This window comes from Halobacillus litoralis, assembly GCF_009856445.1.
Classification (GTDB): domain Bacteria; phylum Bacillota; class Bacilli; order Bacillales; family Halobacillaceae; genus Halobacillus; species Halobacillus litoralis.
Window position 1 is genome coordinate 204,639 of the sequence record NZ_WMFA01000002.1, and the last position, 17,136, is coordinate 221,774.

A 17,136-nucleotide genomic window follows, 5' to 3' on the forward strand; every position below is an offset into this window, starting at 1 on the left:
AAAGCGCCAGGCGTAATGCCGGCGCTTTTTTTTAGTGATGGGAGTTTCTCACTTCTTCCGTTACGTCTGTTAAATCCATCTGGCCCTGTGATTGAATGAATGAAATGGCGAGTTTGTTGAACGGCTCTGTTTTATCTAAGTTAACGACATGCCCACTCCCTGATAGAAGGACGAAGGATGTGTTCGGCATGTGACGTGTATCTTTCATCACATCGTCTCTGAACATATGGTCGCCTTCCCCTGTGATGTATAGCTTCGGGATAGATGCGCCTTTCTCATTCACGTGTGTAAATGTGTCCGGAACAGAGTAGACGATGTTATACCAGCCTAAGAAATCTTCCCTCTTCATTTGGGAGGCCTCATGGATAAAGGCGTCTCTTGATTCTTTATGATTCTTCCTGGGCATTAAAATGCGTGCGCACAATGAATAAAGATACAAGTGCGGAGTAACATTTTTAAGCATTGTACCCAGCATGAGAAGAAACTTTGCCAAAAGATTGATCCGTGTGATCGCTCCTCCTAAGACAGCTGTTTGGATACGGTGCGGAGCGGTGGACAAGACATGTTGGATGACGACTGAACCTAAAGAAATTCCTACAAAATGGGCCTTTTCTACACCCACATCATCAAGGACTGCGAGTACTTCGTCGGTCACGGATTCAAAGGAAAATTTCTCGTTATAACTCGACACGCTTGGTGAATTTTTGTGACCGGGTAAATTCACGACAATGATATTGAAAGACTTTCGGAAGGCTTTCATTTGTGGAAAGAAGATGTTGACGCTTCCACCGATGCCATGGAGGAAGATGACATACTCCTTCGTCGGGTCGGAGCCTAAGACTTTATATTCTAACAATGGATCACCTGCTTTAATAAAACTCAATACGACACTAATCGTCATTATAAGTCAAAAAGCAGGGGGGAGCAAAGGATAATCGGTAAGGTTTTGTTACGATTCTGTGACCTGGCGAAGCGTTTTTGCGATGATTCTCCAGGCTTCTTCTGCTTGATCCCGTGGTCCCTGGTGGGTGAAAGCGTGGTTGCAGCCTTCAAAGATGTTGACATCTACCTCAACATCCGCTTGTTTTAATTTTTCTGCGTAGGCTTTTCCTTCCATAGTAAAAGCATCAAATTCAGGAATGATGAATAGCGCTCGAGCCAGTCCTTCCACCTTTTCTGCTTTTACAGGGGAGGCGAGCGGATCTTCCGCTTGATTTTTTTCCGGGACATAACAATAGTTGAGGAAATGAGCAGCCTCCGGGTATTTGGCCCGCCATTTGTCAGGTTCCGGTTTTTCACTATGCGGCGTGACGAAGTCGAGCATAGGGTAGGCCAGCACTTGAAGAAGCGGCTGGCTCTCAGAGCGTTCTTTCAAAAGAAGACAAAGGGCAGCGGCCATGTTCCCACCCGAACTCTGCCCACCGACCATCATTTGTTCACGATCAAGGTGGAGTTCTTCGGCATGCGCCTTCAGCCATTGATAGATCTCGTAACACTGCTCCACAGGTTTTGGAAAAGGGTATTCCGGAGCCTTTGCATAGTCAACATTGACGATGACGCATCCCGTTTCATTCGCAAGAAACCGGCAGTACGGATCGTCCATCCTCTTTTCATTCATAATAAAGGCGCCCCCGTGCATGTTCATATAGACCGGAAAAATATTTCCATCTGGTGCATCCGGGTAGTACAAGCTGATGGGTGTCGGTTTAACCTCTGTATCTACAATCATGTTTACTTTCCTATGTACATATCGAAACGGGACCATCAGGTTTCTTTCCGCCTGATTGGGGAAAAGTCGCAGTAATCGTGCCATCCATAACTTAAGCATCATTGAACCCTCTTTTTTTAATAACCATTGTACCCGGTCTTGTCTTTGTATAATCACGAGTTTCTAAGGTGACAATGGAAGTACATATGGAGGTGATCGGAATGTGGGTGATGATTCTGGCTGTTTTATCCACCCTGCTTCTTTTTTGGCATAAATTATCGTTTCCTATAGAAAAACGTAAGAATACAGAGATGTACACATTTATCATTCCAGCGAGGAACGAAGCGTTAAACCTCAAACGCCTGCTTCCGACGTTATTGTCTTATGACCTGCTTCGAGAGGTCATTGTCGTCGATGATGATTCAGAGGACGAGACGAGGCAAGTGGCTGAGAGTTTCGGCGTGAAAGTGGTGGACACTCCACCTTTACCTTCTGGCTGGATGGGCAAGTCGTGGGCGTGTTATAACGGAGCGAAAGCAGCGATTGGGGAGACGCTCGTTTTCCTGGATGCGGACACGTGGTTTTCTGAGGGAGGGTCTGAGCAATTGGTGCAATCTTTTGGAGAAGGAAGGGAAGTCATGACCGTACATCCCTATCACGTAATGCAGTCTTTTTGGGAAAAGTTCTCCGCTGTCTTTCACCTGGTCGTTACGGCATCTTCCGGTTTGACCACCCTCTTTAAGGAAAAACTCGGTACGCAGGGAGGGTTCGGTCCATGTCTGGTTATCGGTGCTGATACTTACTGGAGCCTTGGTGGTCATAAAGCGATTAAAGGAGAGATCGTCGAACATCTGGCTTTTACCAGAATGGCATCGTCTCAAGGGTTAACAACAAAAGCCTGTAGCGGGCGTGGCGTATTGAATATGCGGATGTATGACTCCGATCTGAAACAAGTGATGGAGGGTTGGGCCAAAAGCTTTTCGACTGGGGCGAAAACAGCTTCCCCGATCATGACGCTTGCGAATGTCGTGTGGCTCACTGCCGTCTTATCTTTTTTGGTAAACCTCCCTGCCTTGGGGTGGTGGGGCGTCCTGGGGTATATAGTTTTAGCCTTTCTGTTATCACGGATCTGGAGAGAAATCGGTAACTTCAGGTGGTATGATGTGCTCCTGTTTCCGCTTTACTTCTTCTTTTTCGTACTCGTTTTTGCTTACTCTTTGTGGAAGACCTTTTTCATGAAACAAACGACATGGAAAGGCCGTTCGATTGTTGAGAAGAAAAGGAGTTCACCTTAATGATCGGCAATATCTTAGCCTGGCTGTGCATCCATCTTGGCGTGAGCAGCCTTGTCTCAGTTGCGCCGGAGGCCTTTGTAAATGTCTTTGAAGGCATCTATCGTGTGAAGAGGTGGGAAACGGGTACAAAACTCTATGAACGTCTGGGTGTGAGAAAATGGAAAGACCGGCTTCCGGAAGCGCGGAAGTGGTTTCGAAAAGGGAAAACAGCGGCTCATTTACGGGAGCCAACACAGTGGGAGCGCTTTGAAAAGCAGACGAATCGGTCGGAATTATCCCACTGGCTTCAGATGCTCACGGCTCCTTTTTTCTTCCTGTTCAATCCACCGTGGGCGGGATGGGTCATGGTGGCTTATGCGATTATGTTTAACTTTCCTTTTATCATCGTTCAAAGGTATAACCGCATCCGTATCATGAGGATGAAAAATCATTTGTACATGCGGGGATAACCATTGTGCAAGAGTTACAGGGCGTGGGAGCTCGAGAACATATAAAAACAATTGGAAAAATCCCTGTTCTATATAGAACAGGGATTTTTTTCTGTGACTGGGAGGGAATTGGAAAGTTTTGTCGAATTTTCAGAGAGGGTAGAAGTGAGTCTGGAATATAAAGGAGTAATTTTTATGGAATGGATTCTTATTTTAATGGTAGCGGTTGTTGGTGCTGCTCTTCTTTATCAGTGGTCAAATGGAAAGAAGACCTATCACATAAATGAACAGGCAAGTTTTCATGAGAGAATTAAAAATCTTCAGGTAGAATCGACGTCTGTGGATGTGGAGATTGTGAAAGCGGACGGTGACGAGTGGAAGGTCACTCTATCTGGTACGGTTCATGAAAACGACAGGAAACACTTCGTCCTTTTCCATGAGCAGGAAGCGGAGAACTTGACTGTGAAAGTGATGGAAGAAAAAACGAAGTTCGGGATTCAAATGAGAAAAAATATGAAACTATTGATAGAAGTTCCCGCCGAAACCATAAGGTCGATCAAGGTAGAAACGTCCTCTGCTGATATAGATGTCGACGGTTTGGCAGCCAACCATTCCACCTTTACCGCAAGCTCGGGAGATGTGACGATCGCAGAGGTGGTCCAAGAGAATCTACATATTCAAACGTCAAGTGGCGATGTTTTACTGAAAAAAGTTCAAAGCAGGAACACAGACATTCATACAAGCAGCGGTGAACTGTTTGGGGAGAAGTTTGACTATGGCACAGGCATGTTCGGTTCCTCGTCCGGCGAAATTCGGGTGCAAGCAACAAAGATGCATGGCGATGTGAAAGCTGCTACTTCCAGTGGGGATATCCGTTTCTTCTATGAGGAAGAACCAAGTTCTTGTACACTCATTTACCACTCGAATTCAGGAGAGGCAAAGATTAACTGGACGGGCTTTCATTATGATGTGAAAAAGGAAAATGAAGTGCGAGGCATAAAAGCAGAGGGTGAGTTCCATTTAACGGCTGAAACGAGCTCAGGAGATTTGAGAGTAGGTTAGGGATGAATCATCTTTATGAACGGATGAAAAATGGAAGTGCGAAGCAGCGGAGGGCCTATGAAGCTATAGAACGCTTGGGGATCTTAAGCCAATATCGATCTTTTCAACCTGTTGTATGTGGCACCGTTCCCATAGGGGTTTACGTAGTAAATTCGGACTTGGACATCATTATGGAAGCTTATCATCTCCCTCTCTTAGAGCACAGCTTGATTAACGATTATGGTCGTATGGCAGGATTCCAATTACAGAGGAAAATGATCCGAGAACGGAAGGTTGTAAAGGTGAACTTTTCGTATGGAAATTTTAACTCTTTCAAAAAGAGTGGGCCGGAACGATGATTACAAAAGTCGTCGAGCCTCATATCACCTTAAAGGCTCAAGGAGGTTTAACTTCAGATCGGAAATGGTTGGATCGAGTGAGAGAGGCGTGTCTGGAAACGAACCCTTTTCGTGTTGAATTAGGGGCACCCGCATTCTTTGGGGAAGATGTCCTTTATTTGAGTGTACACTCTGCAGAACTTTATGGTCTTCATAAGAAAATGGTACAAATGGCTGCCCCTTCAAAGCATCAAATCGATGCTTATTTTGAACTGGATCATTTCGTTCCTCATTTGACACTGGCGAAAACGTCCCATGGTTTATCTAAACAAGAGCTAGTCGATATGGCTGCGGCTGCTGAGAGGGAGTTTCATCCTTCCCTATCATTTAAGGTGGACCAGGTCAGAGTTTATGAGGAAAGTCGGTCGCATACATATACGAAACTGGAAGACATGGTGTTAGGTGGTAAAACAGATACCTGCTAAAGCCCTAGCACCAGAAAGAAGAAGGGTAGCTTCAATTTTTTTGTTCAGCATCAATCTCCAGTTTAGCGTTCTCGCTTTTTATCACCTCAATAAATGCTTGTTCATTTTGAGGGGATATGAACGTGGTCTTGTTATTTTTATGGAAGATTTCGAGTTTTTCCAATGATAAGGCTGGCGCAGACATTGGACTTTTAATCGATTTGACTTTTGTGATGTCCCTGATTTTAATCCGCTTACGTAATGGTCCCGAATGGATGAGAAGATCACCATTTTTTACTTTGTAGCCGGTTTGGAACCAAATCCATAACAAAACGACGATGGAAAGCCCTCCAAATACATAACCTAAGGGGTCACGATAAGTAACAAGTTGGAATCCTACAGGCTCCCCTCCAAAGAGGTAGATGAATACAATAAAAAGGATGACACCCCAAATAGTAATGGTGTAAAAAGTGTCTTTTTTTGATGGAAAATACATAGAAACCCTTCCTTTCATCTATACATACGGTCTTTGCTGTATAAAAGTTTCGAAAAACATCGGGATTCATACGGTCGGGAATAAAGGAGGAGTCTTCCATAAATTGAACACTTCTCCACCTTAAGTCTTAGGTGAAATCCTTCCGCTACCTGAGGTGTTTTTTGTGAATCAGCGTTATTCTTGATTTATAGAAAAGGAAGGGTGAGGGGTTTGGAGAATGATAATAAATGTTAGAAGGCAGAAAGTACGGGTTCATTGAACAATTCCTATGGGAAAGGAATGCAGGGGGCTTTCAACAGGACAGCAGGCAGTACTACGACTTAACTTTAAGAGACAACGAACGGATTTACAGGCCATAACTTAAATAAGGGGGCGGAAGAGATGAAGGGTATTTTAGCGATGTGGTTAGATGAAGAGGGCATACTGGGTGTCATTGAACGAAAAGATCAACGTTTTGGATCTTCCTTCCATCCGATTAAAAAGGATGAGAAAACAAAAGAGATGATGATCATCAATAATCTTTGGTACACCACTTATACAGGGGCCCGTCATTATTTCCGCTTAAATACGAACGAGTATCGCGTATCAGGACGAATGCAGAAGGTGAATGTGGTGAATAGGGAGTTAAGAGAATCTTCATAAAAAGGAGGCAATTATGGATTATATTCGTCATTTACGGTCCATGGTCGGCCATGAGAAGGTGCTGATGGTCGTTGCAGGAGCGCTCGTTTTTAACGAAAAGAACCAATTATTGCTGCAGTTGCGGACCGATTCCGAAAGCTGGGGACTGCCTGGCGGTTTTATGGAATTGGATGAGTCGGTTCAAGAGACAGCGCGGCGGGAAGTTTTTGAAGAAACAGGGTTGGTTTTAAACGAGATGGAACTATTCGGTATTTATTCTGGTCCTCATAAGCATAGGGTTTTTGAAAATGGAGATCAGGCGGCTATCGTAGAAATTTGTTTTATCTGTCGTTCCTATGAAGGTGAGTTGGTGAAGGACAATGAAGAGTCTTACAATAATCATTTCTTTGGGCTGGATGATCTACCCGCTTACATATTTCAAGAGCATCAGCAGGCCATCGAAGATGTGAAGAATAAACGGGATACACCGGTTGTTGGGTAAGGGTTTGAAAAGAACTACCTATACATATAGGGAGTTCTTTTTTTATAAAAGGAGGTCAAACGTACGTTCGTGTCGAATGTAAAGAGTAGAAAGGGAGAGGGTTAGATCTATGGAATTGCGAATACATAAAAGTATATTGGAGGAAGCGGTGTCTGAAACAGCCTCTGTTCTTGGTAAAAAGTCGCTGTTTCCTGCCTTGAGTGGAATAAAGATGGAGGTAAGGGAGAGGGAGCTCGTACTCGTAGGGTGTGACGGAGAGCTCATGATCAAGAAAGTCATACCCGTCCATAAAGGTGGATTCGAATCGATTGAAACAGGTGCTTGTGTATTACCAGCCGATTTCTTTCAGGATTTGGTCAAGAAAATGCCTGGTCCTGTACACATGAAGAAAGTAAACGGACGTATGATGATGGAATCCGGGGAAGTGAAAACTTCCTTATCCGCCCTCTCAACCGAAGAGTATCTCCATATCCCTGATGTCGATGGGGACGGCTCCATTTCAATGGATAGTATGGATTTAGTGGAATTGGTTCGTCAAACGCTTTTTGCTGCCGCTAAAGAAGGAAGTCGTCCCGTATTAACAGGCATTCATTTGAATTTTTCAGGAAATCATGTGCAAGCGATAGCCACGGACTCCTACCGGTTAGCTTTTGTGAAAAAAAGACTAAACAGCGGGAAGGATCATTCATGTACAATTCCTACGAAAACGGTGAGAGAGCTGTTGAAACTTTTTAAGAATACAAAGGAATGTTTGAAGATCCACATCACCGACCAACTTTTCAAAGTAGAATCGAGCCAAGTAACATTGATTTCAAAGTTGCTTGAAGGACCATTCCCTGATATGGAAGCTCTTTTATCTAAATCTTCAAAAGTAGAACTGGTCATAGATAAGAATCGTATGATGTATAGTGTGGACAGAGCCGGTTTGTTTGCGAAAGATAGTGGAAATCACCAAATTAAATTGCGTTTAACAAAAGAGAAGACACTGAACATTTCTTCCTTTTCCCCTCAAGTGGGTATGATTGAGGAAAACATCCCTTTGATAAAGGCTCCCGGGGAAGGTGAGATGGAGATTTACATCGACAGTGTTTTTTTGTTGGAAGCATTAAAAGCTATAAAAGGAGATGACATCCAACTCTTTTACAACGGGGCAATGAGTCCACTGATCCTTCGCAGTCGTGGAAATGATGAGCAGATTCATGTGGTTTCGCCTGTCCGCGCTTAGAGATGGAAAGAGTGTCGACACAATAGAGAAATGTAAAATTTTTAAAAAGATATTTATAAAACACAAGGTCCGCTATACAATAAGTATCATCCTATAAAAGAATTGGCGGTCTGAAAATGAAAGATCATTCATGGTCTCCCCCTCAAATTTTAATTGTGACGTTTGTGAGCCTCATTATTTTCGGGGCTGCATTGCTTATGCTTCCTTTTGCGACAACGAATGGGATAAGCTTTATTGATGCGCTTTTTACATCCACCTCTGCAATGACAGTGACGGGCTTGATCGTTCTGGATACTGCGACAGCCTTTACAATGTTTGGCCAAGTAGTGATCATGCTCCTCATTCAGCTCGGGGGCCTTGGTATAATGACATTTGCCGTCTTTATCTATATTGCGATCGGGAAAAAAATCGGGTTGAAGCAACGGCTCATTATTAAACAGGCATTAAATCAGTCAACCATTGGCGGTGTAGTGAAGCTTGCCAAAAGGTTGTTGCTTTTTTCACTGGTTGTAGAATGTATCGCTGTCGTTTTCTTATCTGTACGCTGGGTCCCTGAGTATGGATGGTTTCAAGGTATTTATGCCAGTGTGTTCCATTCCATTTCAGCCTTTAATAATGCTGGATTTTCGATTTGGTCTGACAGTCTATCCGGATATGTAATCGATCCTGTCGTCAATGTTGTCATCACGCTATTATTCATGATAGGCGGAATCGGATTCACAGTAGTCTTTGATCTTTGGAAGACGAAAAAGTTCAAGCGATTGGCTTTGCAAACCAAGTTAATGATTGTAGGTACCCTGATCCTGAATATACTTAGTTTCTTTGTCATCTTTTTACTGGAATTCAACAATCCTGCAACCATTGCTGATTTTTCGACGCTCGGGAAAATTCATGCCTCTTACTTTCAAGCGGTGACTCCTCGAACCGCCGGCTTTAACACTTTGGATATTGGTCAAATGGAAGAGTCTACTTTGTTCTATATGATTACTCTCATGTTTATCGGGGGCGGGAGTGCTTCCACGGCCGGTGGAATCAAACTCACGACGACTTTGGCGATTTTACTTGCCACAATAGCCTTTTTTATTATCAAAGCTTTGGCGCTCACCATTGCGGGAATGTGTGTGGTCATCTTCACAACATTTGTTTTGAATTTGACGGAAGATGCACCATTTTTAACGATCTTGTTTGAGAGTGTCTCTGCTTTTGGTACTGTCGGGCTTTCCATGGGTTTGACAGGTGATTTGACTTTCATTGGTAAAGTGATGATCATAGGTACCATGCTGATTGGTAAACTGGGACCTTTGACCTTTGCTTTCGCTTTTGCCACACAGTCTCCTGATCTTGTAAAAGCACCTGAAGAGGACATCCTGACTGGTTAAAAGAAAAGATGGAAGCCCTGTATAGGTCTTCCATCTATATTTATAGGGCTATTAAACTTTTCTGCCAATGATTTTATTGTAGAGGGTTAAAATAAAACGTTAGGAAAAGCTTTGTTTACAAGTTGGACACTATGGAGCCACACAAACACTCCAACAGCAGTCCCTCACCGTTCGCCGTCAGTGTCAAGAAAAGGTAATCCAGAGCTTTCTCTTAGCCATGCTGGTGCCCCTCTCCGTGAATACACACCTCCTGTTATCCCAAATAAAGGCATCTCATTCCACTGGCTATGGAACTATCTATTTAAAAAGCTGAAGAGGACAGCCTCTTCAGCATTAGGCATCTGTAATTATTTATCGAAAGAATAACTGACGCCTGTCAGATCTTCTGATATTTTCCACAATTGATCGGCGTCCATGACATCGTATGATTTCGTTATCGGAGAAACTTTGACAGGGGCACCTTTCATTTCCCATCTGCCTCCGGGGCCGAAGTATTCTCCACCTTGTACATCGGGGTCTGTTGCCGCCCTTAAACCGGGAAGCGCCCCCTCTGTAGCTTCCTGTGTCATCGGTGCGAGCAAACGACCGAGGATCTTAAAGAGGAATTTATCTTCAATGTGCCTCATAAGATTGGTGCTTGCTATACCGGGATGGGCGGCTGTTACGGTCATGTCTAAGCCATTTTCCTCGATTTTCCGCTGCAGTTCTTGAGTGAATAATAGATTGGCAAGCTTAGACTGTGCATAAGCCTTCATCGGTGTGTACCCTTTACCCCCTTCAAACATGAGGTTATCGAAGTTCATTTTTCCGGATTTGTGTGCATTGCTTGAAATATTGACTATTCTTGAGCCTGGCGATTTCTTTAACGTATCGAACAAATGCCCTGTTAAAGCAAAGTGACCGAGGTGATTGATGCCGAGCTGTTGTTCAAAGCCATCCTGAGTCTTGCCGTAAGGCGTCGTCATTACCCCCGCATTGTTCAGCAGAAGATCAAGTTTGTCATACTTTTCTTTATAGGCCTCTGCGAAGTCTTTGACTGATTGTAAGTCACTTAAGTCGAGAGCCATGACATCAATTTCTGCGTTCGGGTTTTCTTTTTGAATGGATAAAAAGGCTTCTTGACCTTTTTCCATCGACCTTGATCCCAGAACGACGGTCGCCCCCCGTTTGGAAAGAACTTTCACAGATTCATATCCTAAACCGCTATTCCCTCCAGTAACAATTACAGTTTGCCCCTTTAAGGAAGGAATCTCCTCTTTCGTCCACGCTTGTTCTTTCATCCTTATCACTCCTTATGACTTTCATAGTAAGAAATTTCCTTATGTATGTAAAAAGAATTGCCTTGAAATGAGCATATAGGAATTTTATGGAACCTCAGAGTAGCTGATTTCGTCAAACAAAATGACAAAGGGGGGAAGGTGTATGAGTGAGGAACAAATGAAGCGAAGAACAGATAAAGAGATCTTAGTCGACTTGATGGAATCTTATGGGGATATGGTCGTGAGAGTTGCTTTTACCTATGTGAAAGATCAGCAACTTGCCGAAGACTTAGCCCAGGAAGTATTCATCCGTTGCTATCAACACCTACATACATTTGAACATCGTTCGAGTTATAAAACTTGGGTGTATCGCATAACTGTCAACCATTGTAAAGACCACGTCAGAAGTTGGTCGTTTCGGAACCTGATTCCATTTGAACCGATGAAGATAGAAAAAGGGGACCAATCACACAGTGTTAGTGAAGAAATTTTAAAAGAAGAGGAAAACCAGGTTCTTTTTCAAAAAGTGCTGAAGCTTTCGTTGAAGTTAAGAGAAGTTATCATCTTTTATTATTACGAAGAATTATCAGTAGAAGAAATCGCTGATTTGTTAAGTGTCAATGTCAATACAGTTAAAACCCGGCTTTACAGGGCAAGGAACAGCTTGAAGAGAATGTTGAAAGGAGGAGGGGTCATTGAGTAACAAATGGAGATATCCCGAAAAAATTCAGCAGATGAAGTTACAAAAAGAACATCAGGAGCAGGTGTTGGATCGATTGCAAAAACCGGAAGCTCGTCCGAAAAGAACGATTGGTCGAATGTGGATGGCAGCTGCTGTAGTCATTCTTTTTTTAGGTGGCTTGATATTCACACCAGCTATGGAACATGTCATTGCAAAAATTCCATATATCAGTCAGTTTGTTGCACAGGAAGAAGATCGAATGGGAAGGATGGAAACGTTTTTCGGTGAGACCAACCAATCTTTGGAACAAAAAGGATATCAAATTGGAAACATGCAGGTCAGTAGGGACGACAAAGAAGTGACCGTTGAATTGATGGAAATGAGTCATGGGAAAGAAGTTCTCACAATCGTTGAGGAGCATTTGAAAGAGAATGGTTTTCAGAACTACACGGTCTCTGTAAAACCTTTTGAAGAAAGAGCTCAGGCGTCGGATGTAAGCGAAGAGGAAATGGAACAGTTTTATAAAAATACGAAAGAACTTGAAGAAAAGTTAACGTCACGATTGCAAAAAGAAGAGTTTGAGCTGATGTTTCCTGTCCATGTTCAGATGAACCCGACTCAAGGAGTCTATATTAATGTAATTGTTTCTGAAACAGAAACGCGATTAGACCTCTTGGAAGAGATTATGTTAGAAGAAGGGCGTGAATATAACGCATCACCTGAACTTGATATTCGTCAAGTAGAAAAGAAAGCGAGAGAGCAGGAAATTCGTTGGGAACAAACGGGAGCCATCCATGATATTGCCCAGGCAATGATGGAATCAGAGCAATATCCAGTCACAGGCTTTGCTTCCTCGTTCCATCCATATCCACTGCAGATCAAAATCAAAACTTCCCTTGACCGCTCCGATGAAAGCTCGAAGGCAATGGCTGAAGAAATAAGAGAGGAAATTGACCTTTTCATACAGACGGGAGAAAAAACAGCACCGATCAAAGATGATGAGTATGAGGTCCATGTCCTTGGTAAAGACAAGAAGAATATCGACTGATCACGACGCCACTGGGTGGTTCCGTCTATATATTGAAGGTGTGGATGTGGTTTGAAATAATAAGAATAGATGTAGCACAAGGAAGGGGAGGTTTGATGCTTGCGAACATGTTATGGGGATTGTTTCTTATTCTATTTATAGCTTTTATGATTTTCTTAGACAGGAGAAAGACCAAAAAACACAAAGGGCAGTCTCCCATTCGAAAAACCGAGCAGGAAAAAGAAGTAGAACGAGCGATAGCACGGGAAAAAGGTTTTCGTGGTGGGCCTGGAGGAGGAGATGGGTTATGATAAAAGCCCTCTTTTAAGAGGGCTTTGCCATTCAGCTTTGTCCGGGTTTATTGTGAGTAACATAGGTGCCGGCAATGAAGTCGTGAATCCCACGTTTGTCCTTGCGTAACCCAATCATGATGGCGCTGACGACTACGGCGATTCCGAAAGTGAATGAATAGATCATACCACCGATGATTTCTCTTAAGAGCATTGTACCGATATGTACGTTCTTATTAGCATCGACGCGAACGATGCGGTTATCTGCTGCTCGTTTCCCTAGTGTGTACCCTGACCACAGAACAGGTAAGCCTACAACATAGGCGATTCCTAGGATATCCACCCACGTCCATTTTTCATAAAGAAAGTCTCCATAAAAAAGAGAAAAAAGAACACCTAAAGTGACAGTGATCAGAATCCCGTCTATGACCCTCGCAAAAACACGGACCCAAAGGCCCGCTGGGTTTTGTATGTTCATTCCTAAACCTCCTAACAAATCGACATGTGAATCAACTGTAACATAGAGAGAATCTATGGCTCTAGAAAAATATTGAAACTATTCCTGATGGTGTTACGTATATGTATGAAGACGAAAAGGAGGGTTTCACAGATGTGGGGTTTTTTAGGCCTTGTCGGTTTATTGGCTGTGCCGCTCTTGATCGGGTATTTGCGTGATGCTTTCGGTTGGAACAGAAACAAATTTTACGGAGATGAAATGAATAAACAAAAACGTAATTCTGTTGAAAAACGTTATGATCAAGCAGAAATTCGTAAGGAGAAAGTTCATCAGCACTCTAGAAATCAAGGAAACCATGGAGGATTCGGAGGCTTTCATTGATGAAATTTAAACTTTCCTTAAAAGTCAGCTGTAATGCTGGCTTTTTTCATAGGGTGAGTTATTCTTTTGAATGTAAGAACGGTATAGGTGCCGTATTGGAAAGGGTGAAAAAAATGAATGAAAGAGTCGTTCTTGGAGCGGGTCCCTATGACAACAATCCAGGGTGGATCCATACACAGGAATACGAACTGGACCTCTTAAATGAACGAACCTGGCAGGACAAATTCGAGCCAGCGTCTCTTTCTGCTCTCCTGGCAGAACATGTATGGGAACACTTGACCAAAGATGAGGGGTATCAGGTAGCAGCTATTTGCTGGAAGTACTTGAAGCCGGGAGGATATTTGCGCTGTGCGGTTCCTGATGGATATTTCCCGGATAAATCCTACCAGGCGAATGTACAAGTGGGTGGACCTGGCCCTTTGGATCATCCTGCGGCATCTCATCAAGTCGTTTTTCACTATCAATCACTCACGGAAGTATTTGAAAAAGCTGGTTTTCGGGTGAATCTTTTAGAATATCATGATGAGCAGGGGCGTTTTCATGAACACGAGTGGAAAGGAGCGGACGGTGTTATTTACCGTTCGAAGCAGTATGATCCAAGGAATCAGCATGGACGATTGGCTGCTCCTTCGTTAATTTTAGATGCAATCAAAGAATAGGTGTACATAAAGGAGGAAGATGGTGAAGAAATTAATGATACAACTGGGAATGGAAGAATTTAGGTATCTTATAATTAGTGGAGAGAGCTTGAATGATGAGAAGGAAATTGGAGATGCTCTGCTTTTCATTCAAGAGGTCGGTGGGTGAGACCGTTGGATGGTGTTCCAGGGGTGTTTTTTGTTAGTGGCATTGTCTTTATTAGTGAACAATTGTGGGGGATGACGCTCTTTCTATATTTCCTCTTCTTCTTCGTTCGAAAAATGGATCTGGGTGACAAGGTAATCACAGATATTTTTATTGGTTTTCTCAGCGGCTTTGCTCTGTGGCAGGTGATCACAAATCAATGGGTTATTGGCCAAGGAAGTCATGTGTTAGAGAGGGCTCTGCTGATCTTGATTCTCATAGGCATTTATATTCCTCTCAAGGTTCATAAAAAAGAAGTGGGGCTTCCCTTACAGTTACCGGATTGGGGAAGACGTCTTAACTTTCCTTATCATTCAATAAAAACCTCTTCCTTTTTACTGATTGGATTACTGATTTCTTCGCTGGTTTTTGTTCCATCTCTGTTGGGGGCCACGGAGATGAATTGGAAATTATTATTCGGTTATGGTCTTTTATTTTCAATAGTTAACGCTCTTCTTGAAGAATGGATTTGGAGAGGAGCTTTATTTGGTGTTCTGAAAAAGTATGGATCTGCCTTTTATGCCATAACCATCACGAGTCTGGGTTTTGGGTTGATTCACCTGTCTATCAATTTTTCACTCCTCATGAGTTTGCTTTTTATAGGTGCGGGTTTCTATTATGCCGTCCTCGTTTGGAAGACGGATAGTTTATACCCGCCTATCGTTTTTCATTGGATATGGAATATGGGAATGGTTTCGAATGGTTGGATTTTTTCATAAGAGGAGAGGGTACTTTGAAGAAGTTTGAATGGGGAGAAAGAAGAAAGGAGACCATCGTTTTTTTACATGGTTTAGGGAGCACAGGGTTGTCGGTTGGGGAAATGGCAGCAAAACTGCCGGAGTATCATATCGTTTCTTTCCATCTGCCAGGTCATGGTGGGACAACCCCGAAAACATCCGAAGAAGAATATTATCCATCTCAACTGGTTGATGAAATTGATACATATATAGAGCAGGAAGCATTCTATATAGCTGGCCATTCGTGGGGGGCCCATTTAGGTTGTTATTACGCTGCGGCGTATCCTGAAAAGGTGAAAGGGTTAATTTTGCTGGATGGTGGATATTTACCTATAGAAAAAGAAGGTCTTGATGATGAATTGCGTATGGTCGAATCATTCTATGAAAACATTCGCTTTGAAAATGAACATGAATTTTTGACCGCAGAAAAAGAAGAATTGGGCCGTTGGTCGAATGACTTACAGAAAGCATCACTAGCTCAAGTGAAGGAAGTTGATGGGAAAATTCGATTAGCTGTTTCTCTTTTTACCGCTCAATCCGTGATTAAGGGAATGGTGGAGGAGCCCGTGGGAAAAGTGCTTCCAAATATAAATTGTCCAGTTCTTTTGCTTAGAGGGACGTTACCTGAAGATATGGAAGAAACCCGCCGATCTGCTGCTGAACAAATGGGTGAAAGCGTAAAACATTTGGACATCATTGGTGTCCAAGAGGCTGGTCATGACCTTTACCGTGATAAACCGGGACGAGTCTCTATGGAATGGAAGAGGTGGCTTCAAAGCAGCTTTTAAGCGTTCATAGGACTGAACATAATTCTTGGTTTCATCAGGCTTCGAGAAAACGGAGGAATAGAAGTCGTCTATTCAATCAGCTGAATCAGTGATTGATAGGTTGATAAAGGTATCCCCGATATTCAGAAGTCCGGATTCCACATCCTGTGGTTTCCGGACTTCTTCTTGTAGTTGAGGGCACGTTTCCATAACATTCAGAAGTTGAAGGGAGAAAGAGCCTCTAGAAAGGTTTTGAATGTTTAGAATCCCCTGCTCGATCTCTGGCAGAAGAGTGACGGTACATATCCTCGAAAGTTCCTCTATTCGCGATACGGCTGTTTCCAATGTTTCTGCGTCGGTCGAAAAAAATCGTGACAAAGATCAACAGTCCTGGAATAGCAAAAATCAACCACAACATGGATATCCTCCTTCAACGGTATGACGTGCTTTTCCTATGGTTTCTACACTTTTTCGACAGGTTCTTGGTTTGTCCTGCCTGGATTAGGAGATTATTGGTTATTTTTTTAAAATATTACGTTTAGATGACAAAGAAAACCGAAACACAAATACTGAAAGCATTTTTACCTTAAGGAGGGTCCAAGGATGAACAAGAAGAAGCTATTGGTACCTGTACTCGCTTTAGGGATGACGTTTGGGGCTGGGGCTGCCAGTGTTTCTGCGGAAACTTATCAAGTCACTTTTGAAAAAGGAGACACACTCTGGAGCCTTGCCGAACAATATGAAGATGTGACCGTTGATGATTTATTCAGGTGGAATCCAGGGATTGATGCAGACATTATTCAACCTGGATCTCAAATTACCGTGAAAACAGACGAAGTGGTTGATGAAGAGGAATATCCGAATGAAGAATTTCATACCGTTACTCCAGGAAGTACGCTGTACAGCATTGCCAATCTTCATGAAGGGCTGACGCTTTCAGAGTTGTTCGAATTAAATCCCGGTATTGATCCATGGAATTTGCAGCCAGGTCAGGAAGTCCGGGTTTCCCCGACTGAAGAAGGGAATGCCCACTACCACACAATCGCTCCTTACGATACGTTGTACGGAATAGCTGGTATTCATGAAGGAGTTACCGTGCAGGACCTGTACGAATTGAATCCTGGAATTGATGCGAGAAATCTCCAAATCGGTACGACCATTCGTGTGAAATAATGAAGGAAGCCCGGGACTTTTCG

24 protein-coding genes are annotated in these 17,136 nt (G+C 43.1%); 18 read left to right on the top strand and 6 right to left on the bottom strand.

All coding sequences use genetic code 11. From position 1 onward, the window contains the following. Positions 1 to 31 precede the first annotated feature (31 nt). Entirely contained in the window at positions 32 to 856 is an 825-nt protein-coding gene (locus GLW00_RS06200; protein ID WP_160912277.1) for an alpha/beta fold hydrolase, read from the bottom strand. 93 nt (positions 857 to 949) lie between these two features. After that, positions 950 to 1,828: an alpha/beta hydrolase gene (locus GLW00_RS06205; RefSeq protein ID WP_160912278.1), complete on the bottom strand. Its 879-nt coding sequence runs from the start codon at positions 1,826 to 1,828 to the stop codon at positions 950 to 952. Between the two features lie 101 nt (positions 1,829 to 1,929). On the opposite strand from GLW00_RS06205, the gene GLW00_RS06210 reads away from it, so the two are divergent. From GLW00_RS06210 to GLW00_RS06230, 5 genes are all read left to right on the top strand, one after another. Then, the gene (locus GLW00_RS06210) at positions 1,930 to 3,003 is read left to right on the top strand and encodes a glycosyltransferase family 2 protein (protein WP_160912280.1); all 1,074 of its coding nucleotides are present in this window, start codon (positions 1,930 to 1,932) and stop codon (positions 3,001 to 3,003) included. After that, positions 3,003 to 3,452: a glycosyl-4,4'-diaponeurosporenoate acyltransferase CrtO family protein gene (locus GLW00_RS06215; protein ID WP_160912282.1), complete on the top strand. Its 450-nt coding sequence runs from the start codon at positions 3,003 to 3,005 to the stop codon at positions 3,450 to 3,452. Before GLW00_RS06210 ends, GLW00_RS06215 begins: the two co-directional genes overlap by 1 nt. 174 nt (positions 3,453 to 3,626) lie before the next feature. Then, positions 3,627 to 4,493 (top strand): DUF4097 family beta strand repeat-containing protein, encoded by an 867-nt coding sequence (locus tag GLW00_RS06220; RefSeq protein ID WP_160912284.1) that lies wholly within the window; start codon positions 3,627 to 3,629, stop codon positions 4,491 to 4,493. A gap of 2 nt (positions 4,494 to 4,495) precedes the next feature. Beyond that, positions 4,496 to 4,831: a DUF4269 domain-containing protein gene (locus tag GLW00_RS06225; protein ID WP_160912286.1), complete on the top strand. Its 336-nt coding sequence runs from the start codon at positions 4,496 to 4,498 to the stop codon at positions 4,829 to 4,831. Further along, entirely contained in the window at positions 4,828 to 5,295 is a 468-nt protein-coding gene (locus GLW00_RS06230) for a 2'-5' RNA ligase family protein (protein WP_160912288.1), read from the top strand. Before GLW00_RS06225 ends, GLW00_RS06230 begins: the two co-directional genes overlap by 4 nt. 31 nt (positions 5,296 to 5,326) lie before the next feature. On the opposite strand, the gene GLW00_RS06235 is transcribed toward GLW00_RS06230, so the two are convergent. Next, the gene (locus GLW00_RS06235) at positions 5,327 to 5,770 is read right to left on the bottom strand and encodes a PH domain-containing protein (protein ID WP_160912290.1); all 444 of its coding nucleotides are present in this window, start codon (positions 5,768 to 5,770) and stop codon (positions 5,327 to 5,329) included. Positions 5,771 to 5,997: 227 nt separating this feature from the next. On the opposite strand from GLW00_RS06235, the gene GLW00_RS20785 reads away from it, so the two are divergent. The 5 genes from GLW00_RS20785 to GLW00_RS06255 all read left to right on the top strand — a co-directional run bounded on the left by GLW00_RS20785 (position 5,998) and on the right by GLW00_RS06255 (position 9,497). Next, a complete protein-coding gene (locus GLW00_RS20785) occupies positions 5,998 to 6,129 on the top strand; it encodes a hypothetical protein (RefSeq protein WP_272482807.1) in 132 nt (43 codons plus the stop codon). A gap of 22 nt (positions 6,130 to 6,151) precedes the next feature. Next, the gene (locus tag GLW00_RS06240; RefSeq protein ID WP_160912292.1) at positions 6,152 to 6,412 is read left to right on the top strand and encodes a hypothetical protein; all 261 of its coding nucleotides are present in this window, start codon (positions 6,152 to 6,154) and stop codon (positions 6,410 to 6,412) included. 13 nt (positions 6,413 to 6,425) lie between these two features. Continuing rightward, positions 6,426 to 6,893 (top strand): NUDIX hydrolase, encoded by a 468-nt coding sequence (locus GLW00_RS06245; RefSeq protein WP_160912294.1) that lies wholly within the window; start codon positions 6,426 to 6,428, stop codon positions 6,891 to 6,893. A 109-nt stretch (positions 6,894 to 7,002) separates the two neighbouring features. Beyond that, complete coding sequence (gene dnaN, locus GLW00_RS06250) at positions 7,003 to 8,118, top strand: DNA polymerase III subunit beta (protein WP_160912296.1); 1,116 nt, start codon at positions 7,003 to 7,005, stop codon at positions 8,116 to 8,118. 116 nt (positions 8,119 to 8,234) lie between these two features. Next, positions 8,235 to 9,497, top strand: a complete 1,263-nt coding sequence (locus GLW00_RS06255) for a TrkH family potassium uptake protein (RefSeq protein ID WP_160912297.1) — start codon at positions 8,235 to 8,237, stop codon at positions 9,495 to 9,497. A gap of 347 nt (positions 9,498 to 9,844) precedes the next feature. On the opposite strand, the gene GLW00_RS06260 is transcribed toward GLW00_RS06255, so the two are convergent. Then, the gene (locus tag GLW00_RS06260; RefSeq protein ID WP_160912299.1) at positions 9,845 to 10,777 is read right to left on the bottom strand and encodes an oxidoreductase; all 933 of its coding nucleotides are present in this window, start codon (positions 10,775 to 10,777) and stop codon (positions 9,845 to 9,847) included. A gap of 142 nt (positions 10,778 to 10,919) precedes the next feature. Here GLW00_RS06260 and GLW00_RS06265 point away from each other — a divergent pair, with 142 nt between their 5' ends. Both GLW00_RS06265 and GLW00_RS06270 read left to right on the top strand, forming a co-directional pair. Continuing rightward, on the top strand, positions 10,920 to 11,459 hold the full coding sequence (locus GLW00_RS06265) for a sigma-70 family RNA polymerase sigma factor (protein ID WP_160912301.1): 540 nt from the start codon (positions 10,920 to 10,922) through the stop codon (positions 11,457 to 11,459). After that, on the top strand, positions 11,452 to 12,486 hold the full coding sequence (locus GLW00_RS06270; protein ID WP_160912303.1) for a DUF4179 domain-containing protein: 1,035 nt from the start codon (positions 11,452 to 11,454) through the stop codon (positions 12,484 to 12,486). Before GLW00_RS06265 ends, GLW00_RS06270 begins: the two co-directional genes overlap by 8 nt. Before the next feature lie 321 nt (positions 12,487 to 12,807). On the opposite strand, the gene GLW00_RS06275 is transcribed toward GLW00_RS06270, so the two are convergent. Further along, the gene (locus tag GLW00_RS06275; protein WP_160912305.1) at positions 12,808 to 13,233 is read right to left on the bottom strand and encodes an RDD family protein; all 426 of its coding nucleotides are present in this window, start codon (positions 13,231 to 13,233) and stop codon (positions 12,808 to 12,810) included. Between the two features lie 132 nt (positions 13,234 to 13,365). On the opposite strand from GLW00_RS06275, the gene GLW00_RS06280 reads away from it, so the two are divergent. The 5 genes from GLW00_RS06280 to GLW00_RS06295 all read left to right on the top strand — a co-directional run bounded on the left by GLW00_RS06280 (position 13,366) and on the right by GLW00_RS06295 (position 15,961). Further along, a complete protein-coding gene (locus tag GLW00_RS06280) occupies positions 13,366 to 13,593 on the top strand; it encodes a hypothetical protein (protein WP_160912306.1) in 228 nt (75 codons plus the stop codon). Between the two features lie 113 nt (positions 13,594 to 13,706). Continuing rightward, a complete protein-coding gene (locus GLW00_RS06285) occupies positions 13,707 to 14,252 on the top strand; it encodes a class I SAM-dependent methyltransferase (RefSeq protein ID WP_202412399.1) in 546 nt (181 codons plus the stop codon). A 22-nt stretch (positions 14,253 to 14,274) separates the two neighbouring features. Beyond that, positions 14,275 to 14,400, top strand: a complete 126-nt coding sequence (locus GLW00_RS20790; protein WP_272482808.1) for a hypothetical protein — start codon at positions 14,275 to 14,277, stop codon at positions 14,398 to 14,400. Next, positions 14,397 to 15,155 (top strand): CPBP family intramembrane glutamic endopeptidase, encoded by a 759-nt coding sequence (locus tag GLW00_RS06290; protein ID WP_160912308.1) that lies wholly within the window; start codon positions 14,397 to 14,399, stop codon positions 15,153 to 15,155. Before GLW00_RS20790 ends, GLW00_RS06290 begins: the two co-directional genes overlap by 4 nt. A 14-nt stretch (positions 15,156 to 15,169) precedes the next feature. Further along, positions 15,170 to 15,961 (top strand): alpha/beta fold hydrolase, encoded by a 792-nt coding sequence (locus GLW00_RS06295; protein WP_160912310.1) that lies wholly within the window; start codon positions 15,170 to 15,172, stop codon positions 15,959 to 15,961. Between the two features lie 220 nt (positions 15,962 to 16,181). Here GLW00_RS06295 and GLW00_RS06300 read toward each other — a convergent pair whose 3' ends face one another. Further along, complete coding sequence (locus GLW00_RS06300) at positions 16,182 to 16,358, bottom strand: hypothetical protein (RefSeq protein ID WP_160912312.1); 177 nt, start codon at positions 16,356 to 16,358, stop codon at positions 16,182 to 16,184. Between the two features lie 185 nt (positions 16,359 to 16,543). On the opposite strand from GLW00_RS06300, the gene GLW00_RS06305 reads away from it, so the two are divergent. Then, a complete protein-coding gene (locus GLW00_RS06305; RefSeq protein ID WP_160912314.1) occupies positions 16,544 to 17,113 on the top strand; it encodes a LysM peptidoglycan-binding domain-containing protein in 570 nt (189 codons plus the stop codon). The last annotated feature ends 23 nt before the right edge of the window (positions 17,114 to 17,136 follow it).